The organism is Ferrovibrio terrae (assembly GCF_007197755.1).
In the GTDB taxonomy this organism is placed as follows: Bacteria; Pseudomonadota; Alphaproteobacteria; order Ferrovibrionales; family Ferrovibrionaceae; genus Ferrovibrio; species Ferrovibrio terrae.
Genome location: NZ_CP041636.1, coordinates 906174 through 918605, shown reverse-complemented (window position 1 = coordinate 918605; position 12432 = coordinate 906174). Strand labels below are relative to the sequence as shown.

At 64.7% G+C, this 12432-nt stretch carries 11 protein-coding genes; 9 read left to right on the top strand and 2 right to left on the bottom strand.

The features are described from left to right. Window positions 1–14: 14 nt before the first annotated feature. From fliG to FNB15_RS04330, 9 genes are all read left to right on the top strand, one after another. Window positions 15–1028, top strand: a complete 1014-nt coding sequence (gene fliG, locus FNB15_RS04370; RefSeq protein ID WP_144067537.1) for a flagellar motor switch protein FliG — start codon at window positions 15–17, stop codon at window positions 1026–1028. 20 nt (window positions 1029–1048) lie between these two features. Next, a complete protein-coding gene (locus tag FNB15_RS04365; protein ID WP_144067536.1) occupies window positions 1049–1702 on the top strand; it encodes a FliH/SctL family protein in 654 nt (217 codons plus the stop codon). 22 nt (window positions 1703–1724) lie between these two features. Beyond that, entirely contained in the window at window positions 1725–2060 is a 336-nt protein-coding gene (fliN, locus tag FNB15_RS04360; RefSeq protein ID WP_144067535.1) for a flagellar motor switch protein FliN, read from the top strand. A gap of 58 nt (window positions 2061–2118) precedes the next feature. After that, a complete protein-coding gene (gene flbD / locus FNB15_RS04355) occupies window positions 2119–3492 on the top strand; it encodes a sigma-54-dependent transcriptional regulator FlbD (protein ID WP_144067534.1) in 1374 nt (457 codons plus the stop codon). Between the two features lie 35 nt (window positions 3493–3527). Further along, window positions 3528–5648, top strand: a complete 2121-nt coding sequence (gene flhA / locus FNB15_RS04350; RefSeq protein ID WP_144067533.1) for a flagellar biosynthesis protein FlhA — start codon at window positions 3528–3530, stop codon at window positions 5646–5648. Between the two features lie 14 nt (window positions 5649–5662). After that, on the top strand, window positions 5663–6742 hold the full coding sequence (locus tag FNB15_RS04345; RefSeq protein WP_144067532.1) for a flagellar biosynthesis protein FlhF: 1080 nt from the start codon (window positions 5663–5665) through the stop codon (window positions 6740–6742). A 5-nt stretch (window positions 6743–6747) separates the two neighbouring features. Further along, entirely contained in the window at window positions 6748–7572 is an 825-nt protein-coding gene (locus tag FNB15_RS04340; protein WP_425460315.1) for a MinD/ParA family protein, read from the top strand. Window positions 7573–7599: 27 nt separating this feature from the next. Next, complete coding sequence (locus FNB15_RS04335) at window positions 7600–9450, top strand: hypothetical protein (protein WP_144067531.1); 1851 nt, start codon at window positions 7600–7602, stop codon at window positions 9448–9450. Between the two features lie 71 nt (window positions 9451–9521). Continuing rightward, entirely contained in the window at window positions 9522–10421 is a 900-nt protein-coding gene (locus FNB15_RS04330) for a DMT family transporter (protein WP_144067530.1), read from the top strand. Between the two features lie 4 nt (window positions 10422–10425). Here the strand turns inward: FNB15_RS04330 and FNB15_RS04325 are convergent, their stop codons facing one another. Then, entirely contained in the window at window positions 10426–10863 is a 438-nt protein-coding gene (locus FNB15_RS04325; protein ID WP_144067529.1) for a flagellar export protein FliJ, read from the bottom strand. 14 nt (window positions 10864–10877) lie between these two features. Continuing rightward, window positions 10878–12197, bottom strand: coding sequence for a flagellar protein export ATPase FliI (gene fliI / locus FNB15_RS04320; protein ID WP_144067528.1), 1320 nt, complete (start codon window positions 12195–12197; stop codon window positions 10878–10880). Window positions 12198–12432 lie beyond the last annotated feature (235 nt).

The window sequence follows — 12432 nt, the reverse complement described above, 5'->3', positions numbered from 1 at the left end:
GCTAGGAGCGCGCTATGGCAGAAAAAGATTTCCGTCAGCTGAAGGGGCCCGACAAGGCGGCCATGCTGATGCTCGCTCTGGGCGAGGAGCATTCCGCCAAGATCTGGCCGCTGCTCGACGACGAAGAGATCAAGGAAATCTCGCAGAACATGGCCAACCTCGGCGCGGTGAATTCCGACGTCGTGGAAAAGCTGTTCCTCGAATTCGTCAACAATTTCTCGTCCACTGGTTCACTGACCGGTACCTTCGACAGCACGGAACGCCTGCTGATGAAGGCGCTGCCGTCGGAACGCGTCAACCAGATCATGGAAGAAATCCGCGGTCCGGCCGGCCGCACCATGTGGGACAAGCTCGCCAACGTGAACGAAAACGTGCTGGCGAACTACCTGAAGAACGAATATCCGCAGACCGTCGCTGTCGTGCTGTCGAAGATTCGTCCGGAACATGCCGCGCGTGTGCTTGCCGCGCTGCCGGAAGAATTCTCGATGGAAGTCGTCATGCGCATGCTGCGCATGGAGGCGGTGCAGAAGGAAGTGCTCGACAAGGTGGAGCAGACGCTGCGAACCGAATTCATGTCGAACCTGGCGCGCACCAACCGCCGTGACGCCCACGAAATGATGGCGGAAATCTTCAATAGCCTGGATCGCAACACCGAGGCGCGTTTCCTCGCGGCCCTGGAAGAGCGCAGCCGCGACGCCGCCGAACGCATCAAGGCACTGATGTTCACCTTCGAGGATCTGATCAAGCTGGACCCGTCCGGTGTGCAGACCCTGCTGAAGGGCGTCGAAAAGGACAAGCTCGGCCTGGCGCTCAAGGGTGCGTCGGAAACGCTGCGCGATCTGTTCTTCTCCAACATGTCCGAACGCGCGTCCAAGCTGCTGCGTGAGGAAATGGAATCGATGGGTCCGGTGCGCCTCAAGGATGTCGATGAGGCTCAGATGCTGATGGTCAACACGGCCAAGGAACTGGCATCCAAGGGCGAGATCATGCTGGCCGACAACAAGGGCGAAGACGAACTTATCTATTGAGAATGGCGGCGTAAGTTACGATGGCAAGCAAGGCAAAATTCCTGTTCGACGTACCCTTCGATGGCAGCCGCCCGAAGGTGGAGCGGAATTACGCGCCCAAGGCGCCGCCGGCGAAATTCTCCGCCGAGGATGTCGATGCCGCCAAGGCTGCCGCCTTCGCCGAGGGCGAGGTTGCCGGCCGGCAGGCCGCGTATGGCGAGCATCAGCAGAATCTGGAACAGGCGCTGCGCAGTATCGCGCAGCAGCTGGCGGCAATCGCCGCCGGCCAGCAGCAGGCCCGCATCGCGGCCAGCGCCGAAGCGACCGAACTGGCCGTGGCCATTGCGCGCAAGCTGGCGGGCCGTCTGATTGAACGCCAGCCGCTCGATCAGGTCGAGGCGCTGGTGCTGCGCTGCATGGACGACATGCGCGACGAGCCGCGCCTGGTGATCCGCGCGGCCGAAGCGGTGGTGCAGCAACTGGACGCCAAGATCGACCAGCTGATGGCGCAGTCGGGCTTCGGCGGCAAGCTGGCGCTGGTGCCCGACGAAACGATGGCGCCGACCGATTGCCGCATCAACTGGGCCGATGGTTCGGCCGAGCGACGCCAGACGGCGCTGGAACACGAAGTCGACCAGGCGGTTGAACGATATCTGGCCGGGCTGCAGGCGCAGCTGGCGGAGCCCGGCGAATAGCCGCGGCAAGGAGTGAGCGAGTATGGCGGACAGTGACGATCTTGAACTGAAGGATCTCGGCCAGGGCGGCGGGATGATGGCCGAGGACGATCCCGATGCGGCACGGACCGCGGCGGACCTTCAGGCCGTGTTCGATATTCCGGTCCATGTCTCGGCTGTGCTGGGCAAGGCCAATATGCAGGTCAGCCAGCTGCTGAAGCTGGGGCGCGGTGCGGTGGTCGAACTCGACCGCAAGGTTGGCGAGGCGATCGACATCTATGTGAATAACCGGCTGGTGGCGCGCGGCGAAGTCGTCGTGGTGGAAGACCGCCTGGGTGTGACCATGACGGAAATCATCAAGGGCGGCCGCGGCGGCTGATGCGCAGCGCCGGTTTGAAGCCGATGTTTTTGATTAAAGCGGGAAGCTGGGGCAGATTATGCGACTGATCATCTTTGGAACGCTGAATGGGCAGATCGGTGCGGCGACTCGCATCGCTCTGCAGCGCGGCGCCAAGGTTATCCAGGTCGAGGATATCGAGCAGGGCCTGAACACGCTGCGCAGCGGTCGCGGCGCCGATCTGGCCATGATCGATGTCAGTCTTGATGTGAAACACCTGGTCGACAGCCTGAAGGCCGAACGCATCAACCTGCCTGTGGTCGCCTGCGGCATTGGCAATGATGCCCGCGCCGCGGTGGCCGCGATCCGCGCCGGCGCCAAGGAATACCTGCCGCTGCCGCCGGAAGCCGATCTGATCGCGGCCGTGCTGGAAGCGGTGGCCGAGGAAAGCCACCAGATGCTGTTCCGCGACCCGGCGATGGGTCAGGTGGTCAGGCTGGCGGAGCAGATCGCGCCGAGCGGCGCCTCGATCATGATCACCGGTGAAAGCGGCACCGGTAAGGAAGTGATGGCGCGCTTCATCCATATGAAGTCGCCGCGTTCCGACAAGCCTTTCGTTTCGGTCAACTGTGCCGCCATTCCGGACACGCTGCTGGAATCGGAACTGTTCGGCCACGAGAAGGGCGCCTTCACCGGCGCCGTCGCGCGTCGCCTGGGCAAGTTCGAGGAAGCCAACGGCGGCACGCTGCTGCTCGATGAAATCAGCGAGATGGATGTGCGCCTGCAGGCCAAGCTGCTGCGCGCCATCCAGGAACGCGAGATCGACCGCATCGGCGGCAGCAAGCCGGTCAAGGTCGATATCCGTGTCATCGCCACTTCGAACCGCAACCTGGCCGATGAAGTGGCCAAGGGCAATTTCCGCGAAGATCTGCTGTTCCGCCTCAATGTGGTGAACATCAAGCTGCCGCCGCTGCGCCAGCGCCCGGCCGATATCGAAATGCTGTCGACGTTCTTCGTCAAGAAATACGCCGAAGCCAATGGCGTACCAGAGCGGCCAATGTCGCCCGCCACGCTGGAAGCCCTGCGCCTGGCGCCGTGGCGCGGCAATGTGCGCGAACTGGAAAACACCATGCACCGCGCCGTGCTGCTGGCCATGGGCTCACAGATCGAACTGGCCGACGTCCGCCTGCCCGATGGCTCGGCGCTGACCGAGGCGATCGGCCGTGGCACCGGCGCTACTGCGGAAGCTTCTGCTGGCGAAGCCGGCACGCCGGCCAATATGGTCGGACGTACCGTTGCCGATGTCGAGCGGGACCTGATCATCGACACGCTGAAACATTGCCTGGGCAATCGCACCCATGCGGCGACCATCCTGGGTATTTCGATCCGCACCTTGCGCAACAAGCTGAAGCAGTATTCCGACGAAGGCCTGGCCGTTCCGGCGGCCAACGAGGGCACGCGCGTCACGGCCTGATAGCTGTGTCGCACGTGGGTTGAGGAGAAGAGGGTATGGCGGAGAATCTGCCGGCTGACGTTCCGGCCGCCTCAGGAGGCGGTGCTGGCGGCGGTATGTTCAGTCGGCTGCGCATCGGGCAGCATGGCGACATCATGCTCGCCATCGGCATCATGGCGATCCTGTCGGTGCTCATCCTGCCGATGCCGACCTGGCTGCTCGACGTGGCGCTGGCGCTGTCGATCACCGCGTCCGTGCTGGTGATGATGACCTGCCTGTTCGTCACCCGGCCGCTCGAATTCTCCAGCTTCCCGACCGTGCTGCTGATCACCACGATGCTGCGGCTGTCGCTGAACCTGGCCTCTACCCGCCTGATCCTGGGCCACGGCCATGAAGGTACCGATGCCGCCGGTCATGTGATCGAGGCCTTCGGCCAGTTCATCATGGGCGGTAACCTGGTGATCGGCATCATCGTATTCGCCATCCTGGTGATTGTGAACTTCGTCGTCATCACCAAGGGCTCCGGCCGTATTGCCGAAGTGTCGGCACGCTTCACTCTCGATGCGATGCCCGGCAAGCAGATGGCGATCGACGCCGATCTGTCGTCTGGCCTGATCGACGAAGCCACTGCCCGTGTCCGCCGCAAGGAACTGGAAGACGAGTCGGGCTTCTTCGGTTCGATGGACGGCGCCTCGAAATTCGTGCGTGGCGACGCCGTCGCCGGCCTGCTGATCACCTTTATCAACCTGATCGGCGGCATCCTGATCGGCGTGATCCAGAACGGCATGCCGTTCAGCGCAGCGCTCAATACCTACTCGATCCTGTCGGTCGGTGATGGTCTGGTGGCGCAGATCCCCGCGCTGATCATCTCGGTTGCCGCCGGTATCATGGTCTCGAAGGGCGGTGTCACCGGCACCACCGACAAGGCGCTGTCGCGCCAGCTGTCGTCGGTCAAGGGCTTGGGCATGTCGGCGCTTCTGTCGGCCGCCTTCGCACTCATTCCGGGCATGCCTTTCATCCCCTTCATGATCCTGGCGCTGATGACCGGCGGCCTGGCCTATCTCGCCTGGAAGCAGGAACAGAAGGTCATCGCCGATGCCTTTGTACCGCCCGCTGCAGCCCCGGCGCCGATCAGTCCGCTGGATGAGCCGGTCACCAATGCGCTGGTGATGGACGACCTGCGTCTGGAGCTCGGCTTCAGCCTGCTGCCGCTGATCAACGACGCGCGCGGCTATCGCCTGACCGACCAGATCAAGGCGCTGCGCCGCCAGATCGCCATCGACATGGGCTTCATCATGCCCAGCGTGCGCATCCTGGATAACATGCAGTTGCCCGGCACGACCTATGTGATTCGCGTCAAGGAAGTGGAAGCGGCGCGCGGCGAAGTCAGGCCGAACCTGCTGCTGACCATGGATCCGCGTGGCGAACGCATCGCGCTGGCCGGCGAAGAGACCATCGAGCCAACTTTTGGCCTGCCCGCCATGTGGGTGGACGAAAGCATGCGTGACGAGGCGATGTTCCGCGGCTATACCGTGGTCGATCCCGGCACGGTGATCACCACGCATCTGACCGAAGTGGTGAAGGACAACATGTCCGACCTGCTCAGCTTCGCCGAGACGCAGAAGCTGATCGACGAGTTGAAGAAGACCAACGAGAAACTGGTCACCGAAGTGATCCCGACCCGCACCAACGTCAACGGCGTGCAGCGCGTGCTGCAGAATCTGCTGAGCGAGCGTATCTCGATCCGCGATCTCTCCACCATCCTGGAGGCGATCGCCGAGGCGAGCGGCTATACCCAGAGCATCACGCAGATCACCGAGCATGTGCGCTCGCGTCTGGCGCGCCAGATCTCCAATGCCAATGTCAGCCCGGACGGCTTCATCCCGCTGGTGACCCTGTCGCCGCAATGGGAGCAGAATTTCGCCGAGGCGCTGGTCGGCCAGGGCGAGGACCGCCAGCTCAGCATGCAGCCGTCGCGTCTGCAGGAATTCATCACCCAGGTCCGCCAGACCTTCGAGCGCCTCGCCGCCGAGGGCCATATGCCGGTACTGCTGACCAGCCCGACGGCGCGGCCCTATGTGCGCTCGATCATCGAACGATTCCGTCCTGCCACCGTTGTGATGTCGCAACAGGAAATCCATCCGAAGGCCAAGCTTCGGACGATTGCGCAGATCTGAGGATGGGCTGACAGATGCGGCTCAAAACCTTCCAGGCTGAAACAATGACCGAGGCGATGGACCTCGTTCGCCAGGCCTTGGGCGATGAGGCGATCATCGTCTCGACCTACACGCACCGCAACGGCGGCGGCGTCGAGATCACCGCCGCCATCGAACAGGCAAGCGAAGACGATTTCGCCACGCCGGAAGCGCAGGCGCTGCGCTATGGCCAGGGCAATGGCCGGCTGTTCGTGCCAGACGAAGATTTTACGAGTCAGGGCGACCTGCAGCAGACCGGGGACATGATCCTCGGTGCGCTCAGCTGGCATGGCGTGCCGGCCCGCGTGGCCGAACGGCTGACCCAGGTGGCGATGCGCGTCGGCCTCGACGATGCCATCGGCGCACTGGCCGAGGCGCTGGACGAAACCTATCGCTTCCCGGGCCTCAGTACCGACAACCGGCCGCTGATCCTGATCGGCCCGTCGGGCAACGGCAAGACCGTGGTGGCGGCCAAGCTGGCCGCGCGCTGCGTGATCGAGCGCCGCCCGGTGCAGCTGATTTCCACCGATGTCAGCCGCGCCGCGGCCGGCGAGCAGCTGTCGGCGCTCTGCCGCGTGATGAGCGCGCCCTTCCTGGAAGCCGCCGATGCGCGCGAGCTGCAATATGTCGTGAACCAGGCGCCCGATGCAGCGAAGCTGATCATCGATACTGCCGGCGTGAATCTGCATGACGCCGCCGAGCGCAAGGCACTCAAGGCGCTGATCCAGGCCAGCGGCGCTGAGCCGGTCGCCGTGCTTGCGGCAGGCACCGATGCCGTGGAGTGTGGCGAGATTGCCGCCCAGGCCGTGTCGCTGGGCGCGCGTCGCTATGTCGGCACACGGCTGGATGCGGCACGCCGTCTCGGCGCACTGATTGCTGCCGCCGATCTCGGCGGTCTTGCTTTCGCCGATGTCAGCGCCAGCTCGTTCATCGGCAAGGGCTTTGAACGCTGCGATCCGCTCAGTCTCGCGCATCGCCTGCTGGCCGATCCGGATGCCCGCAGCTCCGCTATCGATCCTGCCGAAGAAATGCAATACTTTTCCCCGAAACCCGCCGCCATGAAGGCTGCCGAATGACCGTGATGACCATGACGCCGACTCCGCCGTCCTCTCCTGCTCGCCCGGTCCGCCATCCTGCTGCGGCGGTGCGCCAGCATAACGTGATCGCCGTTGCCTCGGGCAAGGGTGGTGTCGGCAAGACCTGGCTTTCGGTCACGCTGGCGCATACCTTCGCGCGCCAGGGCCAGCGCGTGCTGCTGTTCGATGGCGATATAGGCCTCGCCAACGTCGACATCCAGCTCGGCCTGATGCCAGACCGCGATCTCGGCAGCGTGATTGCCGGCCGCTTCAGCCTGGCCGATGCGATCATGCCGTCGGAAGCCGGCTTCGACATCATCGCCGGCAAGTCGGGCTCGGCCTCGCTCGCCACGCTGGACCAGCCAGCCATGAGCGTTGTGCGCGATGAACTGATGCAGCTGGCCAAGAGCTATGACCGCGTCATCATCGATCTGGGCGCCGGCGTCGATTCCGTGGTGCGGACCTTCTCGGCAGTTGCCGGCATCACGCTGGTGGTCACCAACGACGAACCGACCGCGCTCACCGATGCCTATGCCTATATCAAGCTGACCCGCATGGCCGATCGCAACGCCGATGTGCGCGTGGTGATCAATATCGCGCCAACCACGCGCGAAGGCGAACGCACCTATGCCAAGCTGAACAAGGCGGCGGAAAACTTCCTGAAATACTCACCGCCGCTGGCCGGTGTGATCCGCCGTGACGACAAGGTGCGCGATGCGATCCGCAACCAGGTGCCGCTGCTGACGCGCCATCCGACCTGCGAGGCCGCCGAGGATGTCGAAGGCCTGATGAACAGCCTGCTGCGCGCGCCCGTCGCGATGCAGCCCTGATCTTGCCGTAAGCGGGCGGAGAGGCGCGTGAGCGATCTCGGCCCCGTTGTACCCAAGCCGGCGGTCATGCCCGGCAACACGCCTGTTACCTCAACGCCTGCGCCAACCGCGCCGACACCGGCGCCGGGTGGCGGCACGCCTGCGCCGACACAACAGGCGCCGCCCTCTCCCACTGCCGTCCTGCAGGGCGATGCCGCCGACATTGCCGCCAGCGCGCGCGAACTGGCCAGGGGCGGCCAGATCTCGGCGCAGGTGGTGGCGCGCGACGCCGCGGCATTGCTGGTGCGCACGGCCGCCGGCAACACGCTGGCGCTGACCAATCTGGCGCAGGCCTTTGAGCAGGCCAATCTCGCCACGCTCAATGCGGCGATCAAGCTGCAGCTCAACCCCGCCAATCCGCAGCAGGCGACCGTGCTCAGCGTCAACAACACCACGTTGCCGCTGCCCATGCCAGCGCAGGCGATGCCACCGACGGCGGCACAGCTCGCGCTCGCCACTTCGCCGCCGCAGCCGGCAACTGCTGCAGCCGCGCCGGTGTTGCCGCAGGCCGGACAGACCCTGCAGGCCGTGCTTTTGACGCCAACGACGAACGCCGGTGCAACTGCATTGCCCGCCGGCAGCCAGCTGCAGGTGGTGGTGCAGACCGTCACTCTGCCCAATGCAGCATCGGCAACCACGCCGGTACCCGCGGGCCAAGCCGCCGTCCTGCCGACTGTTCCGGCGGGAACACCGCCGCAGTTGCCGTCCTCCGCCACGCCGCAGGCGACGACGCCATCCAGTGCAACGCCTGCGCCGGTCCTGCAGCCCACTGTTTCTTCTGTGCCAGTGCAGCAGGGCCTTCCGCAGGCCGTCGTGCCACCGCCATCGGCTCAGCCTTCCGCTCCGCCGCAGATGCAGACACCCGTGCAGCCACCGGTGCTGCCCACGGCCACGCCAGCCGGTTTGCCACAGGCAACCGCCGCGCTGTCACAGACTCTGGCGACACCGACACCCGCCCTGCAGGCCGCGGCGACCACGAGTGGTCCGATCACCGGTATCGTCACTGGCCAGGGCCAGGGCGGACAGGTGATGGTGTCGACTCCGCAGGGCGTGCTGTCGCTGAATCTGCCGCAGCCGCTGCCGCCCGGCACGCAGATCACCTTCGCACTCGGCAGCATCACGCGGCCGCCGGCGACAACGCCGACACAGTTGACACCGGCGCCACTGGCTGGCGTGCTGACGCGGCTGCATGACGGCTGGCCCAATCTGCAGGCCACGCTGGATGCGATCCGCGCCGCCGATCCCGCACTGGCGCAGCGACTGCAGACCGAATTGCTGCCACAGCCGAATTCGCGGCTGGCATCGACGGCATTGCAGTTCATCGCCGCCGCTGCCGTGGGCAATGCGCAGGCCTGGCTCGGTTCGGAAGCGGTGCGCAAGCTGCAGCAGAGCGGCAGGGCCGACCTGCTGAACAAACTGGATGACGATTTCCGCGATCTCGGCAAGCTCAACCAGCGCCAGGGTGACAATGACTGGCAGGCGCTGGTGATGCCGATGATGATCGGCGGCAAGGTCGAGCCGATCCAGATCTTCATGCGTCGCCGCAAGGACCCGAAGAAGAACCAGAAGCAGACGCGCTTCATCATCGACTTCGATCTGGAAAGCACCGGCCCGATCCAGTTCGATGGTTTTGTCGGCTCCAAGCAGCTCGACCTGGTCCTGCGCAGTGAAACCGAATTCGGCCCGGCCTTCCGCATCGATGTGACGGCGATCTTTGAAGAGGCGCTGGCGATCACCGGCATGGCCGGCTCGCTCCGCTTCCACGACAGGGAAAAGCCGCTGCTCTGGCCGAGTCCGGAGCTCGACAGCCGCGGCCCCAGTACTGAAATCAAAGCATAGTAAGCGCAAGTTGCGGATAGTGTGGCTGCGGGTATTGCCCTAGATCACCTGTATCTCGCACGGAGACCCGGATGACGGCCCGCACGTGGCTGCTGTTGATTGCCCTGTCGATCCTGTGGGGCGGCTCGTTCTTTTTCATCGGTGTCGCCGTTACGGCGCTGCCACCCTTCACCATTGTCGCCGCCCGCGTCGTGCTGGCCATGCTGGTGCTGTTGCTGGTGCTGCGCGGGATGGGGATCGCGCTGCCGCGCGGCAGCAGTCTGTGGCTCGCTTTTATTGGCCTGGGGCTTCTGAACAATGCGATTCCCTTCACGCTGTTTGTCTGGGCACAGGCGCAGATGCCGAGCGGGCTGGCCTCGATCCTGAATGCCACCACGCCGATCTCGACGGCGCTGGTCGCGCATGCCTTCACCACGGATGAGAAACTGACGCCGGGCCGTATCCTCGGCGTGCTGCTGGGGCTGGCCGGCGTCGCCGTGATGCTGGGACCGGACCTGCTGGCCGGGCTCGGTGATAACCTGCTGGCGCAGGGCGCCTGCCTGCTCGCCACGCTGTCCTATGCCTGTGCCGCCGTCTATGGCCGTCGCTTCCGGCGCTTCGGCGTCGCGCCGCTGGTCATGGCCGCCGGACAGTTGATCGTCTCGGGCGTGCTGATTTTGCCGCTGGCGCTGCTGGTCGAACAGCCATGGCGGCTGCCGTTTCCGGGTTGGCCTGTGCTGGCGGCGCTGGCGGGTCTTGCCGTGCTGTCGACCGCACTGGCCTATGTGATCTATTTCCGCATCATGAACGCGGCCGGCAGCAATGTGAATCTGGTGACTCTGCTGGTGCCGGTCAGTGCGATCCTGCTGGGCGTGCTGGTGCTGGGAGAAAGCCTGCTGCCGCGGCATCTCGCCGGCTTCGGCGTAATCGCGCTGGGACTTGCCGCCATCGACGGGCGCGTCTTCACGTTGCTACGGAAACAGCAGACCTGACCGGCTAGTCCGGCAGTTTGCCGTCCTGCTCCTGACGGCGGCGGAAGCCCTGCAGGCCGGCTTCGTCCATTTCGTCCTGCTCGCGCTTTTCCTGCTTGGCGCGTTCGCGCTTTTCCCAGTTCTCAAGCACCAGTTCGTATTTTTTCTGCTCGCGGAAAGCGGCGTTCACCTCTTCCTGTGCGGCGGCAATGCGGTCGATGGTCTGGTCACGCGCCACTTCGGCATAGGCATGGCGGTCGCGGTTCATGCGGCGATACGCCGTGAAGCCGAAACCCGCGGTGTAATTCTGCGTCGCCACCTTGCGCTCGTGTTCCAGTTCGGCATCCAGCGCGGCCATCTGGCGCTCGATGCTGGCGCGCAGGATTTCCAGATCGACGACGATGCGGCGCCGCTCGTCGAGCCGCCATTTCCATAACCGGATCAGTCCGCCTACGCCACGCATCGGTCAGGCCCGCGTCACGCGCCCTGCTGCAGGAAGATTTCCGCCAGCCGTTCGTAGCCCGAAGCCAGATTGGCGCGCTCGGCCTTCTGCTGCTTGAGGAAGGTTTCCAGCATCGGCTGATAGCGGATCGCCTCGTCCACCTTGGGATCGGAGCCGCTGCGATAGGCGCCGAGCCGGATCAGTTCGGCCATGTCGTCATAGGTGGCCATCAGCTGGCGCGCCCGCGTCACCAGCAGGTTTTCGTCCTCGGTGTTGCAGCCCGGCATGGTACGCGAGATCGAGCGCAGGATGTTGATGGCGGGGTAGCGGCCGCGTTCGGCGATGCCGCGTTCCATCACGATATGGCCGTCGAGAATACCGCGCGTGGCATCGGCAATCGGTTCGTTATGGTCGTCGCCGTCGACCAGCACCGTGAACAGGCCGGTGATGCTGCCGTCTTCCGTGCCCGGACCTGCACGCTCGAGAAGCCGTGGCAGTTCGGCAAAGGTGGTCGGCGGATAACCCTTGGTGGTCGGCGGTTCGCCGCCCGACAGGCCGATCTCGCGCTGCGCCATGGCAAAGCGTGTCACCGAGTCCATCAGGCAGAGCACCTGCGCGCCCTGGTCACGGAAATACTCCGCCACCGCCAGCGTCATATAGGCGGCCTGGCGGCGCACCAGGGCGGGTTCGTCCGAGGTTGCCACCACGATCACGGTGCGGGCAAGGCCGGCCTTGCCCAGATCGTCCTCGATGAATTCCTGCACCTCGCGGCCGCGCTCGCCGATCAGGCCGACCACGTTGACATCGGCTTCGGTGTAGCGCGCCATCATCGACAGCAGCACGGATTTACCCACGCCCGAACCGGCGAAGATGCCCATGCGCTGGCCACGGCAGCAGGAGATGAAGGTGTTGATCGAGCGCACGCCCAGATCGATCTTGGCGCCGACGCGTTTGCGCGAATTGGCCGGCGGCGGATTGGCGCGCAAAGGATAGGGGCGGGTGCCATTCACCAGCGGCGGGCCGCCATCCAGCGGACGGCCGAGACCGTCGATGACGCGGCCGCGCCAGCTGGCATCGGGATAGATCACCGGCTGGTCTTCGCCCACCACGGCGCGGCTGCCCAAGCCGATACCTTCCAGCGAGCCATAGGGCATCAGCAGGGCGCGGTTCTGGCGGAAGCCGACCACTTCGCATTCCACCTGGCGGTGATCGCGGGTCTGCAGATGCACGCGCGAGCCGATGGACAGATGGCGCTCCACGCCGGCCACCTCGACCAGCAGGCCCTGGATCGAGGTCACGCGGCCAGTGAAGCTCACGTCCTTGATCCGGTCCAGATCCATCAGCAGGCTATGCATGGCGCCTCAACAGGGTTAACGGAGAAAATACCCTACAGGTCAAAGCCTTAACTGCCGGTAAAGCGCCGCGTCAGTCCCGGCAGCCGGGCTGCGCTTGCTTGCATTTTAGCACGGAACCCAGGGCCGCGCCCGGGTGTAAATAATGCGTTAAGAAATGCGTTAACTTCATTTGTTAACAATGGTAAACTACGTCGAATCGGGCGGAAAAACGCCAACTCCGATCCGGCCGTCTCGC

Bases quoted from the DNA above. Each gene is read 5' to 3' on its own strand.
- fliG (WP_144067537.1), top strand. From the start codon at position 15: ATGGCAGAAAAAGATTTCCGTCAGCTGAAGGGGCCCGACAAGGCGGCC.
- FNB15_RS04365 (WP_144067536.1), top strand. From the start codon at position 1,049: ATGGCAAGCAAGGCAAAATTCCTGTTCGACGTACCCTTCGATGGCAGC.
- fliN (WP_144067535.1), top strand. From the start codon at position 1,725: ATGGCGGACAGTGACGATCTTGAACTGAAGGATCTCGGCCAGGGCGGC.
- flbD (WP_144067534.1), top strand. From the start codon at position 2,119: ATGCGACTGATCATCTTTGGAACGCTGAATGGGCAGATCGGTGCGGCG.
- flhA (WP_144067533.1), top strand. From the start codon at position 3,528: ATGGCGGAGAATCTGCCGGCTGACGTTCCGGCCGCCTCAGGAGGCGGT.
- FNB15_RS04345 (WP_144067532.1), top strand. From the start codon at position 5,663: ATGCGGCTCAAAACCTTCCAGGCTGAAACAATGACCGAGGCGATGGAC.
- FNB15_RS04340 (WP_425460315.1), top strand. From the start codon at position 6,748: ATGACCATGACGCCGACTCCGCCGTCCTCTCCTGCTCGCCCGGTCCGC.
- FNB15_RS04330 (WP_144067530.1), top strand. From the start codon at position 9,522: ATGACGGCCCGCACGTGGCTGCTGTTGATTGCCCTGTCGATCCTGTGG.
- FNB15_RS04325 (WP_144067529.1), bottom strand. From the start codon at position 10,863: ATGCGTGGCGTAGGCGGACTGATCCGGTTATGGAAATGGCGGCTCGAC.
- fliI (WP_144067528.1), bottom strand. From the start codon at position 12,197: ATGCATAGCCTGCTGATGGATCTGGACCGGATCAAGGACGTGAGCTTC.